23 protein-coding genes are annotated in these 24,443 nt (G+C 72.9%); 5 read left to right on the top strand and 18 right to left on the bottom strand.

Features of this window, described 5'->3' with window-relative positions:
• Both AWQ68_RS05700 and AWQ68_RS05705 read right to left on the bottom strand, forming a co-directional pair.
• Positions 1–1,572, bottom strand: coding sequence for a UDP-N-acetylmuramoyl-L-alanyl-D-glutamate--2,6-diaminopimelate ligase (locus AWQ68_RS05700; RefSeq protein WP_066935823.1), 1,572 nt, complete (start codon positions 1,570–1,572; stop codon positions 1–3).
• A gap of 40 nt (positions 1,573–1,612) precedes the next feature.
• A complete protein-coding gene (locus AWQ68_RS05705) occupies positions 1,613–3,343 on the bottom strand; it encodes a peptidoglycan D,D-transpeptidase FtsI family protein (protein ID WP_066935826.1) in 1,731 nt (576 codons plus the stop codon).
• Positions 3,344–3,569: 226 nt separating this feature from the next.
• On the opposite strand from AWQ68_RS05705, the gene AWQ68_RS44665 reads away from it, so the two are divergent.
• On the top strand, positions 3,570–3,974 hold the full coding sequence (locus tag AWQ68_RS44665; RefSeq protein WP_066935829.1) for a hypothetical protein: 405 nt from the start codon (positions 3,570–3,572) through the stop codon (positions 3,972–3,974).
• A gap of 127 nt (positions 3,975–4,101) precedes the next feature.
• Here AWQ68_RS44665 and ftsL read toward each other — a convergent pair whose 3' ends face one another.
• The 3 genes from ftsL to mraZ all read right to left on the bottom strand — a co-directional run bounded on the left by ftsL (position 4,102) and on the right by mraZ (position 6,760).
• Positions 4,102–5,103 carry a cell division protein FtsL gene (gene ftsL, locus AWQ68_RS05715; protein ID WP_066935832.1) on the bottom strand — a complete coding sequence of 334 codons (1,002 nt, stop codon included), beginning with the start codon at positions 5,101–5,103 and terminating at the stop codon, positions 4,102–4,104.
• Positions 5,100–6,065, bottom strand: coding sequence for a 16S rRNA (cytosine(1402)-N(4))-methyltransferase RsmH (gene rsmH, locus AWQ68_RS05720; protein WP_066935835.1), 966 nt, complete (start codon positions 6,063–6,065; stop codon positions 5,100–5,102). Before rsmH ends, ftsL begins: the two co-directional genes overlap by 4 nt.
• Before the next feature lie 263 nt (positions 6,066–6,328).
• Positions 6,329–6,760 (bottom strand): division/cell wall cluster transcriptional repressor MraZ, encoded by a 432-nt coding sequence (gene mraZ / locus AWQ68_RS05725; protein WP_066936595.1) that lies wholly within the window; start codon positions 6,758–6,760, stop codon positions 6,329–6,331.
• A gap of 444 nt (positions 6,761–7,204) precedes the next feature.
• On the opposite strand from mraZ, the gene AWQ68_RS05730 reads away from it, so the two are divergent.
• From AWQ68_RS05730 to AWQ68_RS05740, 3 genes are read left to right on the top strand one after another with little or no spacing between them, the layout of a single operon-like run.
• Complete coding sequence (locus AWQ68_RS05730) at positions 7,205–8,215, top strand: AAA family ATPase (protein ID WP_373281500.1); 1,011 nt, start codon at positions 7,205–7,207, stop codon at positions 8,213–8,215.
• 58 nt (positions 8,216–8,273) lie between these two features.
• Positions 8,274–9,500, top strand: a complete 1,227-nt coding sequence (locus AWQ68_RS05735) for a DUF58 domain-containing protein (RefSeq protein ID WP_066935838.1) — start codon at positions 8,274–8,276, stop codon at positions 9,498–9,500.
• A 46-nt stretch (positions 9,501–9,546) separates the two neighbouring features.
• Complete coding sequence (locus tag AWQ68_RS05740) at positions 9,547–11,913, top strand: transglutaminase TgpA family protein (protein ID WP_066935840.1); 2,367 nt, start codon at positions 9,547–9,549, stop codon at positions 11,911–11,913.
• A gap of 81 nt (positions 11,914–11,994) precedes the next feature.
• Here AWQ68_RS05740 and AWQ68_RS05745 read toward each other — a convergent pair whose 3' ends face one another.
• The 7 genes from AWQ68_RS05745 to AWQ68_RS05775 all read right to left on the bottom strand — a co-directional run bounded on the left by AWQ68_RS05745 (position 11,995) and on the right by AWQ68_RS05775 (position 18,285).
• Positions 11,995–12,375, bottom strand: a complete 381-nt coding sequence (locus tag AWQ68_RS05745) for an SCO2097 family morphological protein (RefSeq protein ID WP_066935843.1) — start codon at positions 12,373–12,375, stop codon at positions 11,995–11,997.
• A gap of 147 nt (positions 12,376–12,522) precedes the next feature.
• Positions 12,523–13,740: a DNA polymerase IV gene (locus AWQ68_RS05750; protein WP_066936601.1), complete on the bottom strand. Its 1,218-nt coding sequence runs from the start codon at positions 13,738–13,740 to the stop codon at positions 12,523–12,525.
• A 42-nt stretch (positions 13,741–13,782) separates the two neighbouring features.
• Entirely contained in the window at positions 13,783–14,502 is a 720-nt protein-coding gene (locus AWQ68_RS05755) for a methyltransferase domain-containing protein (protein WP_066935846.1), read from the bottom strand.
• Positions 14,503–14,584: 82 nt separating this feature from the next.
• Positions 14,585–14,995 (bottom strand): transcription antitermination factor NusB, encoded by a 411-nt coding sequence (gene nusB / locus AWQ68_RS05760; protein WP_066935848.1) that lies wholly within the window; start codon positions 14,993–14,995, stop codon positions 14,585–14,587.
• A 1-nt stretch (position 14,996) separates the two neighbouring features.
• A complete protein-coding gene (gene efp, locus AWQ68_RS05765) occupies positions 14,997–15,557 on the bottom strand; it encodes an elongation factor P (RefSeq protein WP_066935851.1) in 561 nt (186 codons plus the stop codon).
• A gap of 24 nt (positions 15,558–15,581) precedes the next feature.
• Positions 15,582–16,643 (bottom strand): M24 family metallopeptidase, encoded by a 1,062-nt coding sequence (locus AWQ68_RS05770; protein ID WP_066935853.1) that lies wholly within the window; start codon positions 16,641–16,643, stop codon positions 15,582–15,584.
• A gap of 67 nt (positions 16,644–16,710) precedes the next feature.
• Positions 16,711–18,285, bottom strand: coding sequence for an MDR family MFS transporter (locus AWQ68_RS05775; RefSeq protein ID WP_066935856.1), 1,575 nt, complete (start codon positions 18,283–18,285; stop codon positions 16,711–16,713).
• A gap of 78 nt (positions 18,286–18,363) precedes the next feature.
• Here AWQ68_RS05775 and AWQ68_RS05780 point away from each other — a divergent pair, with 78 nt between their 5' ends.
• A complete protein-coding gene (locus AWQ68_RS05780; RefSeq protein ID WP_245655766.1) occupies positions 18,364–18,909 on the top strand; it encodes a TetR/AcrR family transcriptional regulator in 546 nt (181 codons plus the stop codon).
• A 117-nt stretch (positions 18,910–19,026) separates the two neighbouring features.
• Here AWQ68_RS05780 and AWQ68_RS05785 read toward each other — a convergent pair whose 3' ends face one another.
• The 6 genes from AWQ68_RS05785 to AWQ68_RS43935 form a co-directional block, all read right to left on the bottom strand.
• Positions 19,027–20,061: an LLM class F420-dependent oxidoreductase gene (locus tag AWQ68_RS05785; RefSeq protein ID WP_066935861.1), complete on the bottom strand. Its 1,035-nt coding sequence runs from the start codon at positions 20,059–20,061 to the stop codon at positions 19,027–19,029.
• A gap of 101 nt (positions 20,062–20,162) precedes the next feature.
• The gene (locus AWQ68_RS05790; protein WP_066935864.1) at positions 20,163–20,747 is read right to left on the bottom strand and encodes a nucleotidyltransferase family protein; all 585 of its coding nucleotides are present in this window, start codon (positions 20,745–20,747) and stop codon (positions 20,163–20,165) included.
• Positions 20,734–21,891, bottom strand: coding sequence for an XdhC family protein (locus AWQ68_RS05795; protein ID WP_066935866.1), 1,158 nt, complete (start codon positions 21,889–21,891; stop codon positions 20,734–20,736). The genes AWQ68_RS05790 and AWQ68_RS05795 overlap by 14 nt, the downstream gene beginning before the upstream one ends.
• Complete coding sequence (locus tag AWQ68_RS05800) at positions 21,884–23,065, bottom strand: vWA domain-containing protein (protein WP_245655767.1); 1,182 nt, start codon at positions 23,063–23,065, stop codon at positions 21,884–21,886. Before AWQ68_RS05800 ends, AWQ68_RS05795 begins: the two co-directional genes overlap by 8 nt.
• On the bottom strand, positions 23,058–23,954 hold the full coding sequence (locus tag AWQ68_RS05805; RefSeq protein WP_066936607.1) for an AAA family ATPase: 897 nt from the start codon (positions 23,952–23,954) through the stop codon (positions 23,058–23,060). Before AWQ68_RS05805 ends, AWQ68_RS05800 begins: the two co-directional genes overlap by 8 nt.
• A gap of 164 nt (positions 23,955–24,118) precedes the next feature.
• Positions 24,119–24,424 (bottom strand): hypothetical protein, encoded by a 306-nt coding sequence (locus tag AWQ68_RS43935; protein ID WP_066935869.1) that lies wholly within the window; start codon positions 24,422–24,424, stop codon positions 24,119–24,121.
• Positions 24,425–24,443: the final 19 nt, after the last annotated feature.

Here is a 24,443-nt window from a genome sequence, read left to right on the forward strand (position 1 = left end):
TCACGCACGGTGCGGCGGAGCGTCCCGCCCCGCCTCGTGCCCGGCTCGGCCTCCTCTTCTGGAGATGGCCTGGGCGACCACCTCGCGATCGTCGAAGGGGATGACCCGTCCCTCGACGTACTGCCCCTGCTCGTGGCCCTTGCCGGCCACGACCACGACGTCTCCCGGCGCCGCGCCCGCGATCGCGAGTTCGATCGCGGCGGCCCGGTCGGGCTCCACGATCACATGCGCTCGTTCGCCCTTGGGCACCCTGAGCGCTCCCTCCATCATCGCGGCCAGGATCGCGAGCGGATCCTCGCTCCTGGGGTTGTCGCTGGTGAGGATCGCGACGTCGGCCAACCTCGCGGCCGCCTCTCCCATGATCGGGCGCTTGCCGCGGTCGCGGTCGCCACCGCAGCCCAGCACGACGACGAGGCGACCCTGGGTCACCTCGCGCAGCGAGCCGAGGACCGACTCTACGGCACCGGGCTTGTGAGCGTAGTCCACGATCGCCTGGAAGCCGACCGCACCCGGCACCCGCTCCATCCGGCCGGGCACCCCGCCGAAGGCGGAGATCCCGTCGACCGCCGCCTGGAGGCCGACGCCGGCCTCGACGAGCGCGACGATCACGCCGAGGGAGTTGGCCACGTTGAACGGGCCGGGCAGGGACACCGAGACCTCGGCCTCGACTCCCCCGGGACCGACCACGCGGAATGCGCTGCCGTCGGCGCCCAGGCGCACGTCCTCGGCCCGCCAGTCGGCCTCCGGGGCGCCCTTGGCGGAGAACGTCGTCGTCGGCACCTTGGCCCGGCCCAGGAGCTCGCGGCCGTACGGGTCGTCGATGTTGACCACGCCGACGCGGGACAGCTCGGGGGTGAACAGCTTCGCCTTGGCGGAGAAGTAGTCCTCCAGGTCGCTGTGGAAGTCCAGGTGGTCCTGGGACAGGTTCGTGAAGATCGCGACGTCGTAGAAGACCCCGTCGACGCGTCCGAGGGCGAGGGCGTGGCTGGAGACCTCCATCGCGGCGGCGGTCACGCCCTGCTCGCGCATCAACCCGAACAGCCCGTGCAGGTCGCTGGCCTCGGGGGTGGTGAGCTCCGGGGCGAACCGCAGATCGCCCGCGCGGATCTCCACGCCGCCGACCAGGCCGGTGCGGTGCCCGGCGGCCCGCAGGCCCGCCTCCAGCAGGAAGGTCGAGGTCGACTTGCCACTGGTGCCCGTCACGCCGATGACCGTGAGGTCACGGGCGGGCCGGCCGTACACCCAGGCGGAGACCTCACCGAGCACGGCCCGCGGGTCGGGCACGACGAGCACCGGCAGGCCGGTCGCCACGGCCGCGTCGCGGCCCTCCTCGTCCGTGAGGATCGCCACCGCACCCGCCGCCATGGCCTCGCGGGAGAAGGTGGCGCCGTGGGCGTTCTTGCCCGGCAGGGCGACGTACAGATCGCCGCGGCGGATGCGGCGGGAGTCGATGCCGATGCCGGTGACGGCGCCGCGCGCCGCCTTGGCGCCCGGCGCGGGCACCGCTGAGGACGTGCCGAGAAGGGCCGTCAGACCGGACAACGGACGGGCCGGGACGGCCTCGGGACGCATGGAGAACGGGGGACGCACGGCGAGAGCGTACCTTCCCCCGTCACTCTCCGGCGCGAAGGACGGCCTTGGGCGCCTTCGTTCCGGTCGGTGGGATCTTCCTGGTCTTCAAGGCGAAACTCATGACCTCCTTGAACACCGGCGCGGCCACCGCCCCGCCGTAATGGCCCTTCTTCGGATCCTGGATGACGGCCAGCGCCATGAGGCGCGGCGCGTCCGCCGGGGTGAAGCCGACGAACGTGGCCGTGTAACCGCAGTACCCGCCGCACTTCTGGTCGTACCGCATGGCGGTGCCGGTCTTTCCCGCCACACGATATCCGGGGATCGCCGCCTCCGTTCCCGTGCCGTCGTTGCCGACGGCGGCTTCGAGCATCGCGGAGATCTGCTTGGCGGTCGTCTCGCTGATCACCCGGGTCTGCTTCGGGGCGGGGGCCGGGACCAGCCGCCCGTGGCCGTCGGTGGTGCCCGCGATCAGCGACGGCGTCACGCGCACGCCGCCGTTGGCGATCGTCTGGTAGACGCTCGCCATCTGCAGCGCGGTGACCGAGACTCCCTGGCCGTATGCGACAGTGCAGCGCTGGCTGCCGGACCAGGCCCGCCAGTCGGGCAGCAGGCCGGCCTCCTCGCCGGGAAGGCCCGCGCCGCTGACGGAGCCGAACCCGAACGCCCGGATGGTGTCGTAGAGCCGCTGGTTGCTGAGTTTGTGCGCGGCCATGATCGTGCCGACGTTGCTGGACTCGGCGATGACCCCGGTGAAGGTGAGCTTCTCCGGCGGGTGCGGGTGGGCGTCCCTGAGCAAGCGGTCGGCGCACTGGATGTGATCGGGCACCCGGAAGACCGTGTTCGGCGTCACCCCGGCGTGCTCGATCGCCGCGGCGGCGGTGATCACCTTGTTGGTGCTGCCGGGTTCGAAGACCTCGGAGACGGCCCGGTTGCCCCGGTCCTCCGCGGAAACGGTGTCCCAGTGGTTCAGGTCCACGCCGGGCGAGTTCGCCATGGCGAGGATCTGGCCGGTCTTGACGTCTATCACGATCACGCTGCCGCTGACCGCCTTGCTGGCCTGGACCTGGCGGTCGATCGCCTGCTCGGCCGCCCACTGGATGTCCCGGTCGATGGTCAGCCGCACGTCCCGGCCCGCGACCGGCTCCTTGCGCGTGCTGCGCGTCATCGGGATGCGCTCGCCGCCGCGGCCGATCTCGATGCTCTGCTGGCCGTCCTGCCCCGCGAGGACCTTGTCGTACGTGCGCTCCAGGCCCTCGAGGCCGTGCCCGTCGTAGCCGACGAAGCCGATCAGGCCTCCGGCGAGCCTGCCTCCGGGGTACATGCGGCGGTAGGTCGGCTTGGAACCGACGCCCTTGAACCTCATCCCCATGATCTTCTTGGCGCGCAGCGGGTCGACGTCCCGGTCGAGGGGGATGTACCGCTGCTGCGTCTTCGCGAGCGCGGCGTCCACCTTCTCCTTGGGCAGGTTCAGCTCCCTGGCGAGCGTGCCGCTCACCTGTTCCCGCTTCTTGGGGTCCACCTCGTGGGGGTCGACGTAGATCTCGGCCGCGTCCTTGGTGAGGGCCAGCTCGTGGCCGTTCACGTCCGTGATGGAGCCGCGTTTGGCGGGGAGGTTCTCCGGCTGGACCCGCTGCCGTTCCGCCTTGGCCTGGAGCACCTTCGAGTCGAGCCCCTGGAGCTGGACGAGGCGCCCCGCGAACAGCGACAGCACGAACGCCATCGCGATCAGCCCCGCATGCAGCCGCCGCTCGGGGTTGCCCAGGCGCAGCACGGCGGGAGGCCGCGGCGGCGGGTTCCCGGGCGGCTGGTTGCCCGGGGGCCGGCCGGAGCCGCGCAGGCCGCGCGTGCGTACGGTCTCCTCCCGGTCGTCATCCCTCGGGCCGCGCGGCCCTCCGGGGCGCGGCTCACCGGGCCGCCGCGCCCTGGCCGGGTCCTCCCCCGTACGGCGCGGGCCGCCTGGACGGGGGGCCTTCGGGGAGCCGCCGGCGTGGCCGTCGGTGCGGCCTTCACTGGAAACGGAACGGGCTCCGGCACCGGACGAGGGCCGCCCGGAGCCGGACGAGGGACGGCCGGAGCCGGACGAGGGACGGCCGGAGCCGGACGAGGGACGGCCGGAGCCGGACGAGGGACGGCCGGAGCCGTTCGCGGGCTTCCCCGGGACGGAGGCGGGCCGTCCCGAGCCGGTCGCGGGTCTGCCGCCCGAACCGGGGGCCGGTCGTCCGGAGCCGGACGCCGGTTTGCCGGAAGATCCGGACGCGGGCTTCCCCGCGCCGGGAACGGGCTTCCCCGAGCCGGAGGCGGGCCGTCCGGAGCCGGACGACGGTCTTCCCGAGCCGGGGACGGACCTGCCGCCCCCGGGGTTCTGCGGGCCGCGCCGGCCCGAGCCGCCGCTCGGTCCCTGAGCGCGTCCGCCCGCACCGCTCCCGGGGCCCTGGCCTCCACGCCCGCCGGAACCGCCGCCCGGTCCCTGACCGCCGCGTCCGCCCGGGCCGCCGCGGCCGGGCCCCGGGTTCCGGCCGCCGCCCTCTCTCACCGGTTTGCGCCCTCCGTCTCACCGCCGGTACGCGTGCCGGACTCGTGCTCGGAGGAGATGAAGCGCGGGGGGGCCGTCTGGTTGGTGTCCAGCTTGGAGCCGCCGCGGGCCTGCTCGTCGAGCGCGTTCGGCTGGGTCAGCATGCGGACCTGGTTGTCGAGCTCGTCCGCCTGCTGGCGCAGCCGCTCGGTGCCCGAACGCAGGTCGCTCAGCTCGAACGAATCCTGCGCGAGCACGGTGTTCAGCAGCAGCAGGCTGACCAGGCCGCCACAGAGCAGCCCGACGACGAGCAGCACGAACGGCGCGCGCGGCGGCCGCCTGCCGCTCCTCGCGGCGGCGGCGTCGGTCGCCGGCGCGGCAGACCGTGCCGGACGCCGGGTCCGCCTGAGGGCGACGGGCTCGGCCGTGGTGGTCGGGCCCGCCGCGGGCGCCTCGCGTACGGGTGCCGGACGGGCCGGAGCCTGGCGCGCGGGGGCCGGACGGGCGGGGGCCTGGCGGGTGGTGGTCGTGCCCGACCGCGTCGCCGTCGTCTTCGCAGCCGCGCTCTTCGCCGCGGTTCCCTTCGCCGCCGCGCCCTTCGCGGCGGCGCCCGCCGTCGGCGCGTTCTTCGCCGCCGGGCGGCCGCTCGCGCCGGTCCTTCCCTTCGGCGTGCTCGCGCTCCGCGAGGCGGCGGCGGCCGGCGCCGTCGTGGTCGTCGTCGTCGAGGCGGCGGAGGTCGCGGTCCGGCTCCTCGGCACCGTCGCGCTCCTGGACCCGGCGGGATTCTTCGCGGGGTCGGCGGTCGCGCTCCGGGCGCCGCGCCGTACCGGCGGCTCGGCCGGGGGGACGCGCCGCTCGGCGGGGACGCGGGCGCCGCGCGCGGGCGGATCCGCGGTCTCACCCTCGCGGACCTGCCGTCCGTCGCGTCCGTTCTGGGCGCGGCCGGCGGTGGGCACCGCCGTGCGCCCCCTCGCGGGAACGCGTCGCGCCGCCTGCCGGCTCTCCTGCTCAGTCCTCATCCCTCGCGGATCCTCTCTGCCGCCCGCAACCGGGCCGACGCCGCCCGCGGGTTGCGGGCCAACTCGTCTTCGTCCGGGAGCTCCGCTCCCCTCGTCAGAAGGCGGAACCGGGGCTGGTGAGCCTCGAGCGGGACCGGGAGCCCGGGGGGGCTGGTGTCCCTGGTTCGCGCCACGAGGACCTGCTTGGTGAGCCGGTCCTCCAAGGAGTGGTAGGCGAGCACGACCACGCGCCCGCCGAGCGCGAGCGCGTCGAGGGCGGCGGGCAGCGCCCGCTCCAGAGCGGTGAGCTCCTCGTTCACCTCGATGCGCAAGGCCTGGAAAGTCCTCTTCGCGGGGTTGCCCCCCGTCCGCCGGGTCGCGGCGGGGATCGCCGACCTGACCAGGTCGGCGAGCTGCTTGGTGGAGGTGATGGGCTGCTTGGACCGTTCCTTGACGATCAAACTGGCCACGCGCGCGGCGAAGCGTTCCTCGCCGTAGTCGCGCAGGATGCGGGTCAGTTCCGCGGCGGAGTACGTGTTGACGACCAGTTCCGCGGTGAGCTCCTGGTCCGGGTCCATCCTCATGTCGAGGGGCGCGTCGTACGAATACGCGAAGCCGCGCTCCGCCTCGTCGAGCTGGGGTGAGGAGACGCCGAGGTCGAACAGCACGCCGTTGACCCTCGGCCGCCCGATGCGGTCCAGAACGTCGGTCAGCTCGTCGGAGACCGCGCGCACGATCGTGGTGCGCCCGGCGTACGGCGCCAGGCGCGCGGTGGACCGCTCGATGGCGGTCGGGTCGCGGTCGATGCCGACGAGATGGAGGGAGGGGTGGGCGGCGAGCAGCGCCTGAGCGTGCCCGCCCAGGCCGAGATTGGCGTCGACGACCACGGGATCCGGCCCGGACAACGCCGGAGCGAGAAGATCCAGTACGCGATCGAGCATGACCGGAACGTGACCGGACGGCTGCTCGGAGAACTCCGACAACGCTGTAAACCCCCAAAATGCTGCCGCTGCAAAGCTCGCGGATATGCGGCCACCGTCGGCGATCTTCTATGGATCCCCCACCCAAAGGGCCGCTCCCGTACGGGGAGGCGGCCCGCCCGGCCAGGTCCCCATCCGCGTTGCCGGCCGCGGAACCTGACACCGGGGAAGGTGCATCAGGTGCCGCGGGGAGCGGGTGGAGACCTCGCCGAACGTCACCGACGGGTCTTTCCTGATCTCGCCGACGCGAGATCCGATCTCATGAATTACAGAACTCCGGGCAACACCTCCTCGGAAAGGTCGGAGAACGCCTGCTCCTGCTCCGCCAGATAGGCCTCCCAGGCCACGGCGTCCCAGATTTCCAGGCGAGTGTTTGCTCCGATGACGGCGCAGTCACGTTCCAGGCCTGCGTATTGCCGCAGGCTCGGGGGAATCGTGATCCGTCCCTGCTTGTCCGGCGTCTCGTCGGACGCGCTCGCGAAGAAGACTCGGCTGTAGTCCCGGACCGCCTTGGCGGTCACCGGCGCGGTGCGCAGAGCCTCGGTGATGCGCTGGAACTCCTCTACGGGGAAGACGTAGAGGCAGCGCTCCTGGCCCTTGGTGATCACAAGACCCTCCGCCAGCTCCTCGCGATACTTCGCCGGCAGGAACAGCCGTCCTTTGTCGTCCAGACGCGGTTGGTGGGTGCCGAGGAACACCGGCTCCACCTCCCGTGCCTTGCGGAGCGCTCAGCGCTTTCGCCCCTGCCCTCCACTGCGCACCACCATACTCCACTTCTCCCCACCGTCAACCGATTCCGGCCCTCGTCGCGGGCTATTTCGTTCGCATTTCCGCAGGTCAATTGAGGTGGTGCGGAGTGGGGCGCCCGGGAGCCCCGCGACCCCCGTGCGGGCGTGTCGGAACCCGCCTCCGCGGGGCGGGAACCCCGGCCGCATCGAGGTTTCCGGCGGCCCCTGGAGCCGGTGTGGAGGAAAGTGGAGCGAGTTATGTCACGGGATTCGGACGGCCGCGCGACCTCAACGAGAAACGAGCTCATAACACTATGGGCAGTTCACCCGGATTTCCGGACAAAGTCGCCCAAGAACCTGAGGCGTCATAAGGTCGGTGCACAGAATGGATAAGGAACGTCAAACGCCCCATTCATGCGGGCGCATCCTCTTGGAGGCCAGGTGGCACTAACGAGCGACGTCGCCCCCGACGCCGGAAATCGGCTGGAAGACCTGGTCGACACCGCGCACCGGATCCGCCGGGCGATCGAGTCGGTGATCGAGGGCAAGGCCGACGCGGTCCGCCTCACCCTCACCGTCCTCCTGGCGGAGGGCCACCTCCTCATCGAGGACGTGCCAGGTGTCGGGAAGACGATGCTGGCCAAGGCGCTGGCCCGGTCCATCGACTGCCCCGTCAGGCGCGTTCAGTTCACCCCGGACCTGCTGCCGAGCGACATCACCGGCGTCAGCGCCTACAACCAGCAGACCCGGGAGTTCGAATTCAAGCCGGGCCCCGTCTTCGCCAACATCGTCGTCGGCGACGAGATCAACCGTGCCTCCCCCAAGACGCAGTCCGCGCTCCTGGAGTGCATGGAGGAGCACCAGGTCACCGTCGACGGGGTCACGTACGAGCTCGAGTCGCCCTTCATGGTGATCGCGACCCAGAACCCGATCGAGATGGAGGGCACCTATCCGCTTCCGGAGGCGCAGCGGGACCGCTTCACCGCGAAGATCGCGATGGGCTACCCCGAGCCGACGGCCGAGCTGGAGATGCTCGACGTGCACGGGGCGTCCCAGCCGCTCGGCAAGCTGGAGCCCGTGGCGACGACCGCCGAGGTGCGCGCGCTCATCCAGGCGGTCCGCGCGGTCTACGTCTCCCAGGCGGTGAAGAAGTACGCCGTGGACATGGTGACCGCGACGAGGCGATCGCCGGACCTGCGCCTGGGCGCCTCGCCGCGCGCGACGCTCCAGCTGGTGCGCGGAGCCAGGGCGCACGCCGCGCTGTCCGGCCGCGACTACGTGATCCCGGACGACCTGCAGGAGCTGGCGGTGCCGGTGCTCGCGCACCGGCTGCTGCCCAGCCTGGAGGCGCAGGGGCAGCGCCGCCAGCCGGAGCAGGTGGTGGCCGAGCTGGTGCGCCGCGTCCCCGTTCCGGACACGCACTGACGTCCTCCCCGCGCCGCGGCCAGGGGCGCGGCGCCCCAGGAGAGTTCAAGGAGATTCGATGACGGGGCTCAAGGCGCTGACCTCGCGCGGCAGGTCCTTCCTCGCGTCGGGGGCGGCGGCGCTGCTGTGCGCACTCGTCCTCGGTGAACAGGACCTGCTGCGGATCGCCGTGCTGGTCATCGCGATGCCGTTGGTTTCCGCGATGGTCGTGGCGCGGACCCGCTACCGGCTGACCTGTGCCCGGCGCCTGGACCCCGCCCGCGTCGAGGCGGGCGCCGGCAGCACGGTCACCCTCAGGCTGGAGAACGTGACCCGCCTCCCCACCGGGCTGCTGCTCGTCGAGGACAACCTCCAGTACGCCCTGGGGACGCGGCCCCGGTTCGTCCTGGACCGGGTGGAGCCGCACGGTGTGCGCGAGGTGGACTACAAGGTCAACTCCGACCTGCGCGGCCGCTATCCCATCGGCCCGCTGTCGGTCCGGATCGCCGACCCGTTCGGGATGGTCGAGCTCACCCGGTCGTTCACGATCACGGACACCCTGGTGGTTGTGCCCCAGGTGGTGGCGCTCCCCCACGTGCGCCTCTCCGGCGAGTGGAGCGGCGGCGGCGACAGCCGTACCCGGTCGGTGGCGGCGGCGGGCGACGACGACGTGGCCCCGCGCGAGTACCGCATGGGGGACGACCTGCGGCGGGTGCACTGGAGGTCCACCGCCCGCCGGGGCGAGCTGATGGTGCGGCGCGAGGAGCAGCAGTGGCAGAGCAAGGGCGCGCTCCTGCTGGACACCCGCAGGCACGCCCACCGGGGCGACGGCCCGCGCTCGTCGTTCGAGGTGGCGGTCTCGGCCGCGGCGTCGATCGGCGTGCACCTGGCGCACGAGGGCCTCGGCCTGCGCCTGGTCACCGACCAGGGCCCGCAGCACCTCGCGGAGGGCGGCCTGGCGTGGTCGCTGCTCGACACCCTCTCCGTCGTACGGCAGAGCTCGGCCCGCTCACTGGAGCACGGGGTCGCGGCGCTGCGTCAGGGCGGCGGGGAGGGGCTGATCGTGGCGGTCCTCGGGGCGATCGACGCCGAGGAGGCCCAGGCGCTGGCCCGGCTGCGGCACAGCGGCGTGACGGGGGTCGCGGTCATGCTCGACGTCACGACCTGGGATTCGGCGCCGGACGAGTCGTTCGAGGTGGCGCGGTCCGTGCTCTCGGGGGCCGGCTGGCGGGTGCTGCGGCTTCCCTCCGGGACGTCCCTCGCCGACGTCTGGCCGGAGGCGGCGTACAAGAGGAGCGCGGCGTGACGACGGGACGGGGTCGCGATGATCGGAGAGGGCCGGTGATCGGGCGATGAGGCTGTCGGTCGTCGCGGGGCTGGCCGTCGGCGCGGTCACGCTGACGCTCTACTCGCTGTTCGATGGCGGGGCCTGGTTCTGGGCCTGCGTGGGCACGCTGCTGGTCACGACCGGCGGGGCGGCCCTCGCGTCGCGGTTCGAGGTGCCGAAGTGGGCGGTGCCGCCCCTGCTGCTGCTGGCGACGGCGGTGTACCTGTCGGCCACGTTCGCCAAGGAGCACACGTGGGCGTGGGTGATCCCGACGAAGGCGTCGGCGCTGCGGCTGGGCGAGCTGCTGGCCGAGGGGTTCACCGACATCCAGCGGTACGCCGCGCCGGTGCCGGCCGAGCCCGGCGTGAGCCTGCTGACCGCGAGCGGCGTCGGCCTGATCGCCGTCCTGGTGGACCTGCTGGCCGTACGGCTGCGCCGGGCGGCGCTGGCGGGGCTGCCCCTGCTCGGCCTGTTCACGGTGCCCGCCGCGGTGCTGACCGAGCCGGTCGCCTGGCCGGCCTTCGTGATCGCGGCGATCGGCTACGTCGGGCTGCTGGTGTCGGACGGGCGGGAGCGGCTCACCCAGTGGGGCCGTGCCGTACTGGTGCGGCGCGCCCGTACGGTCGGGACGGACAAGGCGGACTCGGGACGGCTCGCGCTCTCCGGCAAGCGGATCGGCGCGACCGCGATCGCCCTCGCGGTCATCCTGCCGGCGCTGCTCCCGGCGCTGAGCCCCGATCCGCTGTTCGGCTTCGGCGTGGGCAACGGGTCCGGGAGGGGCGGTAACAGCATCGGCATCCCCGACGCGATCGCCAAGCTGAGCGGCCAGTTGTCGCAGCAGCGGAACCTGACGGTGCTGACCTACACCAGCGCCGACGACCGGCCGCGCTACCTGCGCATCTACGCGCTCGACCTCTTCGACGGGAAGAAGTGGACGGTGAGCCCGCTGCGCGGCCGCCCGGAGGACCGGGTCTCGGAGGGACCGCTGCCGCCACCGCCCGGCCTCGGGCCCGGGATCGCGACGGACCGGGTGGAGAGCCGCATCAGCGTGAGCGAGGACATCGACCCGCTGCGCTTCCTGCCCCTGCCCTACCCGGCGGTCGAGATCGACGCCGACGGCGACTGGCGGGCGGACCAGGCGTCGCGGATGGTGTTCTCCACCAGTGACCAGGCCGCCGGGCTGGACTACCGGGTGGTGGTGAACGAGCCGCGGCCCACCCGTGACCAGCTGGACACCATGGACACGCCGACGCCGGACTCGCGGTTCCTCGTGTTGCCAGAGCTGGACCCCAAGGTCGTCGCCATGGCGGAGCGGGTGACCGCGGAGGGCGCCACGCAGTACGCGAAGGCCGTCCTGCTGCAGGAGTGGTTCACCCGTACCGGCGGCTTCAGCTACAGCCTGGAGACGAAGGGGTCCGGCGGCGGCGCGCTGTCGCGGTTCATCCTCACCGGACGCACGGGGTACTGCGAGCAGTTCGCCAGCGCGATGGCGGTGATGGCCCGGGTGATCGGCATCCCGGCGCGGGTGTCGATCGGCTACACGGGCGGCACGAAGATCGGGAAGTCGTGGTCGGTGCGCACCCAGGACGCGCACGCCTGGCCGGAGCTGTACTTCGAGGGCGCGGGCTGGCTGCCCTTCGAGCCGACGCCGACCGGCGCCGCGGGCCAGGGCACGGCCCGCGTGCCCGACTACTCGCTACCGCGGCCGACCGAGGTCACGCCGTCGGCCGACCCCTCCGCCGGGACAAGCTCCGAGGAGGACGACACCGCCACCCACAGCCCCACCCGCCGCAATCTGCGGGACTTCGACCGCGATCTCGGGGCGGTCCCGGTCGCGGTGGACCCGGGGACGCCGGTGGCCGTGAAGATCGCGCTGTGGGCGGCGGGAGTCCTGCTGCTCGCGCTGGTCCCGGCGGCGGCCCGGACGCTGGTCCGCCGGCGCCGGCACGCGCTGGTCCGGCGCGGCGCCGCCGGTCGCGGCGGGGCCGAGCCCGCGATCAGGGCCGCGTGGGCGGAGCTGTGCGACACGCTGACCGATCTCGGCGAGTCGCGGGAGCCGAGCGAGAGCCCCCGCGCGCTCGCCCGGAGACTGACGGAGATGTACGAGTTCGACGCGGAGGCCGCGGCGGCGGTCACGGCCGTCGCGACGGCCGAGGAGCGGATGCGTTACGCCGCGTCCACACCGTCGGCGGGACCCGCGGCGGCCGAGCTGTCACGCGTACGGCGGGCCCTGACGGGAGCGGTGCCGAGGAGGCGGCGGATGGGGGCGCTGCTCGCGCCGCGGTCGATCCTGCTGCGGGTGCGGTCCGCGGGGACGAAGGTGCTGGACGCGTTCGACCGGCTGGAGGGCGTCCGGCTGCCCCTGTCCAGGGGTGAGGCGGGCACGAGGTAAGGGGAACGGGGACGTCGGTGGCGGCTCACTCGCGGCGGGCCGCCACGACGCTCTCCCCCGTGACGGTCGCCGAAGGCGGGGTCAGCGCTCGTCGGTGCGACGGCGCCAGCGCTCCTCCATGCGGTCCATGAAGCCCCGGCGCTGCGGGCGGCGGCCGCGTGCCCGGGGGGCCGGGCTCTCGACACCGAAGCCGTTCATGCGCTTCCAACTGGACAGGCCCCAGAGGCAGGTCGCCAGCATCACCACGAACCCGGCGACGCCGAGCCAGATCTCGTTCGCCACGACGCCGACCATCAGCAGGACGACGCCGAGCGCGAAGCCGATCGACGCCTTCAGCAGGCGCCGCTTGTAGTGACTGCGCGGATCACTGATCCGAACGGCATTGGCCCACTTCGGGTCCTCGGCGTAGAGGGCCTGCTCGATCTGGTCGAGCAAGCGCTGCTCGTGCTCAGACAGCGGCACGGCGCCTCCCAAGGACGGCCCCATTTCGGGGAAGACGGCAACGGACGACACGGGGTGTCCGGACCTCGCGGTCGGTTATCCCCAGAATACGAGGCTGTAGACGTAGACGAAAGAAAACGTCCAACGTGGTCCAAACCGGTGGGGACGTCATAGATCCATTGGACCAGACGGAGGGCGCACGAGCGAAGCCGGGCGGACCGCATCGGGGCCGAAGCGCCGGATCGCCTTGTCCATCGCCTGTTCCGCCTCCCGCCAGCCGGTCTCCCGCTCGCCGAGGCTGAGCTGGCGGGCGGCCGTGCCGGCCGGGCGGAGGTTTTCCACGCGCACCCCGACCAGCCGCAGCCGAACCCGATCCAGCCCGGCGGCCGCGAAAAGTTCACAGGATGTGGCGAATATCTCCTTGGCGACATCGGTTGCCTCGCGCAGCGTACGCGATCTCGTGATCGTGGTGAAGTCGGAACGGCGTAGCTTGACGCTGACCGTCCGGCCGACCTGGCCGCTCGCCCTGAGCCGGGCGGCGACCCGCTCGGACAGCCGCAGCAGCTCACGCCTGATCGCCTCCGGGTCGTCGACGTCGAACGGGAACGTCTCCTCGTTGCCGATGCTCTTGTCCGGGGTGTGCGCCACCACCGGGCGCTCGTCCCGGCCCCAGGCCAGGGCGGCCAGATGGGCGCCGACGGCCCCGAGCTCGCGCTGCAGCGTGGACACGGGCACCTGGGCCAGATCGCCGACGGTGCGGATGCCGAGCCGGATCAGGACCTGCTCCGTGCGCTCGCCGACCCCCCACAGGGCGGCGACGGGCAGCGGGTGGAGGAACTCGACCACGCCGTCCGCCGGGACGACGAGCAGGCCGTCGGGCTTGCACTGGCGGGAGGCGAGCTTGGCCACGAACTTGTTGCTCGCGACGCCGACCGAGCAGGTGATGCCGAACCGCTCGGCGACCTGCTCGCGGATCATGGCGGCGATGGCGGAGGGACTGCCGAGCCGGCGCCGGGCGCCGCCGACGTCGAGGAACGCCTCGTCGGAGGCGACCGGCTCCACCTCGGGGGTGATCGACCGGAAGATCTCCATGACGCCCCGGGAGACCGCGGCGTACTTGCGGTGACTCGGCGGGATGATCGTGGCGCGGGGGCAGAGGCGCATCGCCCGGGTCATCGGCATCGCCGAGTGCACGCCGAACCGGCGGGCCTCGTAGGTGGCGCTGAGGACCACCCCGCGGGCCCCGGTGGCGCCGACGATGACGGGCAGGCCGCGCAGCTCGGGCCGGTCGAGCAGCTCGACGCTGGCGAAGAAGGCGTCCATGTCCACGTGCAGGATCGGGCAGCCGCTGTCGTCGGCCAGCCCGCCGCCGCCTTGAGGGAGCATCTGCTTCCGGGACACGCCTCCGATCCTATCCGAACAGGCGTTCTATCGGTAGGCGATGACGTGCACCTGCGTGGCGATGTCGCGCAGCACGGGATGGGCGGCGGCGGCCCGCTCCAGCTCGACCAGGGCCGCCGGGTCCGCCTCGGCGAGCCGGCTCGGCACGAGATCGGCGAAGGCCCGGACGCCGTGCACGTCCGCGACGGTGAACCCGGCCTTGACCAGGAGGCCGGTCACGTCCTCCCTGGTGAACCTGCGCGGGGTGGGGTCGCGGTCGCCCCAGCGCCCGGCGGAGTCGGCGAGCACCTGGCGCGCCTCGCTGAAATTGCCGGACAGGGCGCGGTGGATGGCGGTGGCCACCGGGTTCGCGGCCAGCACGCTGACCACGCCGCCCCGGCGCAGGATGCCCGCGACGGCGGCGAGCGCCGCGGCGGGGTCCTCAACGTATTCGAGCACGCTGTGGCAGAGCACCAGATCGGCGCCCTCGGGCTCCAGGAGGTCGCCGAGATCCCCGGCGTCGCCCTGCACTCCCCGTACGGGAACACCGGTCTCGGCGGCGCGGCGCTCGAGCGCGGCCAGCGAGTCCGGTGACGGATCGACCACGGTGACGGCGTGACCCAGCCCGGCCAGCGGCACCGCGAAACCGCCGGTGCCCCCTCCCGCGTCCACGATGTCCAGCCTGTCGCGTCCGGTCGCGGCGGTCAGGTCCGCCAGGACCGCGCGGAGCGCCTCCCAGACGACGGTCTGCCGCGTGGCGTCACGCACTTTCGCCCCTCCCTCGTACGGCTCCCGCCAGCCTAACGGCCCGGCCGGACACCCCCGCGCGGGGCGGGAGCGGGCCGGCCGATCAGAGGGACAGCGACGGCTTGAGCTGCTTGAAGCGGGCGAGCAGGCCGTTGACGAAGTGCGGCGACTCGTCGGTGGACAGCTCGGCGGCGAGATGCACCCACTCGCTGATGACGACGCCGTCGGGCACCTCGTCCGACCAGAGCATCTCGTACGTGCCGCCGCGCAGGATGTTGCGGTCGACGGCGGGCATGCGCTCCAGCGTCCAGCCCTCGGCGTACGTGGCCAGGAGCTCGTCGATGCGGGCGAGGTTCTTGGCCACGCCCTCCACCAGGACGGAGGTGTACTCGTTGACGGGCGGCTCGGCGCGCTGGACGCGCTCGGCCAGGACGTTCAGCGGGCTCTCGTCGCGCGCCTCGGCCTCGAACAGGATGTCGAGCGCGCGCCGCCGGGCCTTGCCCCGAGCTGACACGTCAGGCCCGACCGAGGTATTCGCCGCTGCGGGTGTCGACCTTGACCTTCTCGCCGGTCGTGATGAACAGCGGAACCTTGATCTCGGCGCCGGTCTCCAGCTTGGCGGGCTTGGTGCCGCCGGTGGAGCGGTCACCCTGCAGGCCGGGCTCGGTCTCGGCGATGGTCAGCTCGACGGCGGCGGGAAGCTCGACGTAGAGCACGTTGCCCTCGTTGATCGCCACCGTGGCGAGCATGTTCTCCAGCAGGTAGTTGGCGGTGTCGCCGACGGCGGCGCGGGAGACGTGCATCATGTCGTACGTCTCGGTGTCCATGAAGACGTAGTCCTCGCCGTCCATGTACGAGTACTGCATCTCGCGCTTGTCGACGTTGGCCACCTCGACCTTGACGCCCGCGTTGAAGGTCTTGTCCAGGACCTTGCCGGACTTGACGTTCTTCAGCTTGGTGCGGACGAACGCGCCGCCCTTGCCGGGCTTGACGTGCTGGAACTCCACGACGGTCCAGAGTTCCCCGCCGTCGAGCTTGAGCACCAGTCCGTTCTTGAGGTCGTTCGTCGTCGCCACGTGGTTCTCCTGAATGCGGCTGCCCTAGATGACGAGCAGCTCCTTGGTGGTCAGTGTGAGGAGCTCCGGACCGTCGGCTCGAGCCACAAGCGTGTCCTCGATGCGCACCCCGCCCCTGCCGGGTAGGTAGACCCCCGGCTCAACGGTGAGCGGAACCCGATCGTCTATTCTACCGGTCTTGCCGGGGCCGAGGAACGGCTGCTCGTGGATCTCCAGGCCGACCCCGTGGCCGAGTCCGTGGCCGAAGTGCTCGGCGTGCCCGGCCTCCTCGATCACCGTCCGCGCGGCCGCGTCCACCTCGTGCGCCGACGCCCCGGGCCGTACGGCGTGGCGGCCCGCGCGCTGGGCCCGCCGTACGAGCTCGTAGAGGTCGCGGAGCCAGTCGGCGGGGCGGCCGACGGCGACGGTGCGGGTCATGTCGGCGTGGTAGCCGTCCACCCGGGCGCCGAAGTCCATGGTCACCAGGTCTCCGGACTCGATCGCGCGCCCGGACGGCGAGTGGTGCGGCACGGCGCCGTTCGGGCCGCTCGCCACGATGGAGTCGAAGGCGGGCTTCTCGGCGCCGAGCTCCACCATGGCGGACTCCAGCCACCGGGCGACCTCGATCTCAGTGACGCCGGGCGCGATCCGCTCGACCACCCGCGAGAACGCCGCGTCGGTGATCGCGCAGGCGCGGCGGAGCGCCTCGATCTCGGCCTCGTCCTTGACGGTCCGGACCTCCTCGACCACCCCGGAGACCGCGCCGAGGTCCGGGTGGTCCGCCAGGAGCCTGTGGTACTCGGCGACCGACATGTCGTGCGCCTCGACGGCGAGCCGTCCCGCGCCCTCCGGACGTCCGGTCAGCGCGCCGGCGACGTCGCGCGCCTCCACCGTCTCGACGTCGGCGCACTCGCGCCGGGCCGTCCCGATGTAGCGGGAGTCGGTGGCGAGCACGGCCTCCCCTTCCGCGGTGACGAGCACCGCGGCGTTGGAGCTGGACAGACCGGTGAGGTAGCGGACGTTGACCGGCCGTGTGACGAGCAGCGCGGTCAGGTCGTGCCCGGACAGTGCCGCGGCGACCTTGGCGCGGCGCGAGGCGAATGGCATGGGGGGTCCTCCGATCGACGAGGTGGACTCTACGCCGAGCCGCGCCGAGCCGCGCCGCCTCCCGGGCTCAGGCGCTCTCGGCGGGCGCGGGCCGCTGGGCCTGGGCGGTGCGGGAGGAGCGCAGCGGCACCTCGCGCAGGAGCAGCACCGCGACGAACCCGAGGAGCGCGGCGGGCACGCCGACGAGGAACACCGTCTGCATGCCGCGCGCGTACGCCTCCAGCACCATCGCGTGGATCGGGGCGGGCAGCTGCGCGATGGCCTCGGGCGTGCCGAGGCTGAGGGTGGAGCCGCCGCCCGACGGGGTGATGTGCGCGGCCGCCATCATCGACGTCAGCTCGCTCTTGACCTTGTTCGTGAGGATCGCGCCGTACGCGGCGACGCCGACCGCGCCGCCGAGGCTGCGGAAGAACGAGACGCCGGAGGTGGTGGCGGCCATGTCGCGCAACTGGGCGGCGTTCTGGGCGGCGAGGATCAGCATCTGCATGGTGAGGCCGAGGCCGACGCCGAAGACCGCCATGTCGATGCCGATCACGAGGTCGCCGGAGTCGACGTGCAGCCGGGAGAGCAGGCCGAGGCCGACGGCGACGAGCAGCATCCCGGCCACGGGATAGGCCTTCCAGCGGCCGGTCCTGGTGACGATCCGGCCGGAGACGATGGAGCCGAGGAAGAGGCTCACGACCATGGGCAGCGTCATCAGTCCGGAGGCCGTCGGGCTCATGCCCTTGACGATCTGCAGGTACTGCGGCAGGTAGATCATCGCGCCGTACATGGCGATGCCGACGAGGAGGGAGGCCAGGCCGGCCAGCAGGAAGGTCCGGTCGCGGAACAGCCGGGGCGGGAGGATCGGGCCGGCCGCCCGGCGCTCGGCGACCACCGCGAGCAGGCCGAACGCCACGCCCAGCGCGCACAGGCCGTATGTCCAGCCGGAGTTCCACTCGAACTCGTGGCCGCCCAGGGAGAGCACGAGCATGAAGGCGGTGGCGGCGCCGGTGATCGTGAAGGCGCCCCACCAGTCGAGGCGGGCGTCGCGGTGCTCGTGGTCGAGGCGCAGCACCTTCTGGATCACGGCGAAGGCGACGACGGCGAGCGGGACGCAGACGTAGAAGCACCACCGCCAGCCCAGCCAGGACGCGTCGACGATGAACCCGCCGAGCAGCGGGCCGGCGACGGTGGAGACGCCGAAGACCGCGCCGACGTAGCCGGAGTAGCGTCCCCGCTCCCTCGGCTCGACCACGTCGCCGAGGATGACCTGGGTCAGCGCGGAGAGCCCGCCCGTGCCGAGGCCCTGCACCGCCCTGGCCGCGATCAGCATCCCGATGTTCTGCGACATCCCCGCGACCACCGAGGCGGCCACGAACAGCCCGAGGGACGTCTGGAACATGAGCTTGCGCCCGAAGATGTCGGACAGCTTGCCCCACAGCGGGGTCGAGACGGTCATCGTGAGCAGCGTCGCGCTGGCGACCCAGGAGAGCTGATCCTGTCCGCCGAGGTCGCCGACGATGGTGGGAAGCGCGGTGCCGACCACGGACGTCGAGATCATCGAGGTCAGGAGCGCGAGGAGCAGCCCCGAGAGGATCTCCATGACCTCCCGGTGCGTATACGTCCGGCGGGTTCCCGCCCGATTCACGACGTCAGTCACGGATCCCCCAGATTAGTTAGTTTCTCTAAGAATTAGTAGTCGCTTGTTTACATGTCAAACGCGTTAGGGTTGCGCCCCATGAGAGATCGTGCGGCGACCAGCCGGCGGATCCTGGAGGCCGCCAGGGAGCTGTTCGCCGAGCACGGCTACGAGCAGGTCACGATGCGCATGATCGCCGCCGCGGCCGACGCCAACGTCTCCCTGATCAACCGCTACTTCGGCACGAAGGCGGGACTGTTCGCCCAGGTCGTCGCGACCGGCTCCACTCTGGAGGCGGTCATCGAGGGGGATCCCGAGGGCCTGCCCGCGCGGCTCGCGGCGCGCATGGCGCTGCGGCTGCACACCGGGACGGTGGAGCAGCTCACCCGCACGATCGACCGCGCGGGGACGAGCCCCGAGATCAGGGCGGTGCTCCGGGCCCGGGTCGAGGACGCCATGATCGGCGCGATCGCGGCACGGCTGAGCGGCCCGCGTCCGAGGGAGCGGGCCGCGCTGGCGGTGACGTTCATCCTCGGCGTCAGCTCGCTGCGCCGCCTGCTCGGACCGGAGCCGCTCCACGACTCCGACCCGGCGGCGGTGGAGGCCCGGCTGACCGCCGTCTTCGCCGCATGCCTCCGTCCTTGAGTGGTGATTTGTTCCGTATGCACGGATAAGTCATGCCCCCTGCTCCGGCTGTCTCACCGGCACCTCCCGCATCGGCGGCAAGGGTCCGCGAGCGCGCCATGAGAGGGGCGGGCCGGGTCAGCCGGCGATGTCCCTGATCTTCTCGATCAGCGCGAGGCGCTCCTCGTGAGTACGAGCGATCGGCGCGACGTTGATCGTGGTCACCCCGGCCTCCCGCATCGCCGCCACCCGGTCGCGGACGAAGCCCTCGGAGCCGATCAGCGACATCCGCTCGATCAGTTCGGCCGGGACGAGCGCGGCGGCCTCGTCCTTCTTCCCCTCCAGGTAGAGGTCCTGGATCCGCTCGGCCTCCTTCTCGTAGCCGTAGCGCCGGGCGAGGTCGTTGTAGAAGTTCTTGCCCTTGGCGCCCATGCCGCCGATGTACAGCGCGGCCATGGGACGGCCCAGGTCGCGCAGCCCGTCCACGTCGTCGCCGATCGCGAGGAACGCCTGGGCGATGACGTCGAGCTCGCCGAGCGACGGGTCACGCTTCGCCTTGCCCGCCGCCAGAGAGGCGCCCCAGACGTCGGCGGCCTTCTCCGGCATGAAGAAGATCGGTTCCCAGCCCTCGGCCAGCTCGGCGGCCAGCTCGACGTTCTTCGGTCCGATCGCGGCGAGGACGATCGGGATGCGGTCGCGCACCGGGTGATTGATCAGCTTCAGCGGCTTGCCCAGGCCGGTGCCGCCCGGGAAGGGCAGGGTGTAGTGCTTTCCGGCATACTCCAGGCGTTCGCGCCGCCAGACCTTGCGGCAGATCTCGATGACCTCGCGGGTCCGGCCCAGCGGCGCGGTGTACGGCACGCCGTGGAAGCCCTCGATGACCTGCGGGCCGGAGGCGCCCAGCCCGAGCGTGAACCGGCCGTCGGACACGTAGTCCATCCCGGCGGCCGTCATCGCCAGCAGCGCCGGGGTGCGGGAGTAGATCGGCAGGATGCCCGAGGCGATCTGCAACCGCTCGGTCCTGGCCGCGATGTAGCCCATCTGGCTGACCGCGTCGAAGCTGTACGCCTCGGCGACGAAGACGATGTCCAGCCCGGCCTTCTCGTAGTCGGCCAGCTCGGCCACGGTCTCCTTGAACCCGCCCGCGTAGTTCAGGGCCATCCCGATCCGCATCCCGTACGTCCTTCCGCGTGCAGCACCGGAACCGAATGATGTTCCGTTTCTTTTGGGGCTCCCAGGCTAACGACCGGACCGGCGACGGCCAACCTGGAGGATCAGCGGGATCCGAGCACGCGCAGATCGTCCGGCGTGTCGAGGTCAGCGGGGTCGCCCGCCCCGTCGCAGTCCACCCGGGTGACCAGCTCGGGACGCGCCCGCAGGAAGGGCCGCGCCCCCACGTCGCCCCGGGCGAGCGCGGCCACCTCCACGAAGTGCTCGCGGGCGATGAGCACGGGGTTGCGCGGCGCGCCGCCGTAGCAGGCCACCGCGACCGCGGCGCCCGCGCGGTACGCCGCGATCAGGCGGCGTACCGCCTCCGGCCGGACCAGCGGCTGGTCCACGAGGGCGATCACCGCGGCGCCGGCGGAGGCGGGCAGCGCGGCGAGCCCCGCGCGCAGCGACGAGCCCATGCCGGTCGCCCACTCGGGGTTGCGCACCGCCACCGCGCCCGGGACCCGCACCTCGGCGGCGCCGAGCACGATCAGCACCGGGTCGCAGCCGCCCTCGGCGAGCAGCCGCACACCGCGATCGGCGAGCCGCTCCCCCTCGAACTCCACCAGCGCCTTCGGCGTGCCCATCCTGCGGCCCGAACCGGCCGCGAGCAGGACGCCCGCCACGTCGCCGGGATCAGCCGTCGCCATCCGCACCCTCCCTGCCCGGACTCGCCGCGACGGGCGCGCCCGGAAGCCCCGCGTCGCGATGGATCCGGCCCGTGGTCTCGGTCAGGGCGCGGCCGGAGCCGCCCCACCGGAGCTGGATCAGCTCGGCCGCGATCGACACCGCCGTCTCCTCGGGCGTGCGCGCGCCGAGGTCCAGCCCGATCGGCGAGCGCAGCCGGGACAGCTCCGCGTCCGTGAGCCCCGCCTCGCGCAGCCGCCGCAGCCGGTCCTCGTGCGTGCGCCGCGACCCCATCGCCCCCACGTACGCCGCCGGGGTGCGCAGCGCGACCTCCAGCAGCGGGACGTCGAACTTGGGGTCGTGGGTGAGAACGCAGATCACGGTGCGCTCGTCCACCTCGGCCGTGGACAGGTAGTCGTGCGGCCACTTCACCACGACCTCGTCGGCCTCGGGGAACCGGCGGGAGGTGGCGAACACCGGACGCGCGTCGCAGACCACCACGTGGTAGCCGAGGAACTTGCCGATCCGCGCCACGGCCGCGGCGAAGTCGATGGCCCCGAACACCAGCATCCGCGGCGACGGCGCGAACGACTGCACGAAGATCTGCAGGTCGTCCAGCCGCCGCTCCCCCTCGGGACCGTACCGGCGGATGCCGGTGAGCCCCTGGGCGAGCATCCCGCGCGCGTCGTCGTCCACCGCGTCGTCGAGCCGGGACGAGCCGAGCGTGCCGGAGCCGCGGCCGGGCCGCACGACGCGGCGCGCCCCGATCGGCCCCGGCCCCGCGACGATCGTCGCCACCGCCACCGGCTCGCGCCGCTCGATGGAGGCGGCGACCTCCCCCAGCTCGGGGTAGGTCGCGCGCGAGACGGGCTCGACGAACACGTCGATGACGCCGCCGCAGGTCAGGCCGACGGAGAAGGCGTCGTCGTCACTGACGCCGTACCGCTGGAGCACGGGCGTGCCGTCGGCGACCACCTGCTGGGCGAGGTCGTAGACCGCGCCCTCGACGCAGCCGCCGGAGACGCTGCCGGCCGCCTCGTCCCCGAGCACCGCCATGGCGGCCCCGGGCGGCCGGGGCGCGCTGCGGAACGTGCCGACCACGGTGGCCAGGCCGAACCGCTCCCCCGCCTCCCACCAGCGCACGATCTGGGACAGCACGTCACGCATCCGGCCTCCCTCTGTGAACCACCACATTGCGGGCCGCGTCGCCGGCCAGGCGGAGCGCGAGCTCCTCGTACGCGGCCAGGCTGTGCCCGGCGACGAACTCGGTGACGTACGGCAGGGCCGCCCGCATCCCGGCGGTCAGCGGCCGGTAGGCCGGGTCCCCCTTGTGCGGGTTGACCCAGATCACCCGGTGGGCGAGCCGCGACAGGCGTTCCATCTGGCGTCCGAGCAGGCTCGCGTCGCCCCGTTCCCAGCCGTCCGAGGCGATCACCACGATCGCTCCCCGGGGGTCGGACAGCCGGAGCAGCTCCTTCAGCTCCTCCCCCAGCCGGGTGCCGCCGCTCCAGTCGGGGATCGCGGCCGAGACGGCGTCCATGGCGACGGCGGGGTCGCGGTGGCGCAGCTCGGCGGTCACCCTGGTGAGCCGGGTGCCCACGGTGAACACCTCGGTGGCGCGCGGCTCGGCGCGGACCAGGGCGTGCGCGAAGCGCAGCAGGGTGTCGGCGTAGGGGGCCATCGAGCCGCTCACGTCCACGAGCATGACGACCCGCCGCGGCTTCTCGGTGCGGTCGCGGAACCGCAGCCGGGCCGGCTCGCCGCCGCGGCGGACCGCCTCGCGCACGGTGCGGCGGCCGTCGAGCGCGCCGTGATGCGACGGCGCGCGGCGACGCGACCTGCGCCGCTCGCGGGCGCTCCTGAGCATCCCGAGCAGCCGGGCCACCTCCTGCCGCTCGGCCGCGGTCATCCGGGCGACGTCCCGGTGGCGCAGCACCTCGATCTCGCTCGCCGTGGCCGCCGCGCTCGCCTCGCCTCCTTCGTCCCGCTCTCCGGCTCCCTCGTCGGGGCGCAGGACGAACCGGGTCACGGTCACCGCGGGCGGCGCGCGGCGGGCGGCGGGCCGCTCGCCGCCGAAGTAGGCCGCGAAGCACCGGTCGTACCGGTCGAGGTCGTCGGGGCAGGAGCAGAGCGTCAGCCGGCCGGCCCAGTAGACGTCGCGCGGCTCGCACGCGCCCAGCTCGCGCAGCGCGGCGAGGAAGCCCTGGGTCCGCTGGTGGTCGGCGGCGACCCCCGCCGCGCGCAGTGTGCGGGCGAAGCCCGTCATCGCCCGGACGAGGGCGGCCCGGTCGTCGCCCGCCGCCTCGCGTCCCTCACGTGCCTCGCGGCGCGGCTCAGGCACGGCCGCTCCCGCCTCCCGCGCGCGTGGCGAGCCCGTCGCCCAGCAGGCCGCCGCGCCGTACGGCCTCCTGGTCTTCGCGGTATTTGAGCAGCGCGCCCAGGGTGACCGCGGCCAGGCCGGGGTCGAGACGGACGGCGCCGAGCGTGAGCAGGGCCTCGGCCCAGTCGAGCGTCTCGGCCACGCCGGGCGGCTTGACCAGGTCGGCCTCACGCAACCGCCCGGCCGCCCCGGCCACCTCGGCCGCGAGCTCCTCCGTACAGGCGGGCAGCCGCCGCAGCAGGATCGCTACCTCGCGCTCGAAGGAGGGATGCTCGATCCAGTGGTACAGGCAGCGCCGCTTGAGCGCCTCGTGCACCTCGCGGGTGCGGTTGGAGGTCAGGACGACGACCGGCGGCGTCTGCGCCCTGATCGTGCCGAGCTCGGGCACGGAGATCGTGAAGTCGGACAGGACCTCGAGGAGGAACGCCTCGAACTCGTCGTCGGCCCGGTCGATCTCGTCCACGAGCAGCACGCAGGGCCATGTCTCCAGGGCGCGCAGCAGCGGCCGGGCGACCAGGAACCTGCGGTCGTAGATCTCGCCTTCCAACGCCCGGACGTCGGTGACCCCGGCCGCCTCGGCGGCCTTGAGGTGCAGCAACTGGCGCGCGAAGTCCCAGTCGTAGAGCGCCTGGGCGGCGTCGAGCCCCTCGTAGCACTGCAGCCGGATGAGCGGGGCGTCGAGGATCGCCGCGAGCGTCTTGGCCAGCTCGGTCTTGCCGACCCCCGCCTCGCCCTCAAGAAAGAGCGGGCGCCCCATCCGCAGCGCCAGGAACGCGGCCGTGGCCAGGCCCTCGTCGGCCAGGTAGTCGTGCTCCTCCAGCAGCGCGGCCAGCTTGACCGGCGAGTCGATCCCCGCCGCCGCGCCGGTCACCTCGCCGGCCGCCGCCGGGTCCGGGTTCGTCCTCTGCGACACACAGTCAGGCTACGTCCCCCGCCCCTCGCCTGACTGTGGTCGTTTTCGCCAAACAGCCGATGGATTCGTATGAGTTGCTCTGCGTTTCCGGCCGTGGCGCGCTAAAGAGCCACCAGCCGTCCACCGCGGCCCCGCAGGCGTACCGAAGCCAGGGCGCCACAGGCGAGAGCCACGGCGAGCAGCGTGCCGCAGGCCGCGACCGACGTGCGGATGTCGCCCGCGAGGGCGGCGTGCAGGCCGCGGACGGCCCAGTATCCAGGGGAGATCGGGGCCACGGCCGCGACCCGGTGCGGCAGGACGCCGAGCTCGCGCCGTGGCTGGACCTGCCCCTCGACCTGACCGCCGAGTTCGAGGCCGACGTGGACGACCTCGTGCGACTGATCGAGGCGACCGCACGACGAGAGCACTGAGGGCGGCTCCCCGGAT

The sequence above is a fragment of the Microtetraspora fusca genome (assembly GCF_001570365.1).
In the GTDB taxonomy this organism is placed as follows: Bacteria; Actinomycetota; Actinomycetes; order Streptosporangiales; family Streptosporangiaceae; genus Microtetraspora; species Microtetraspora fusca.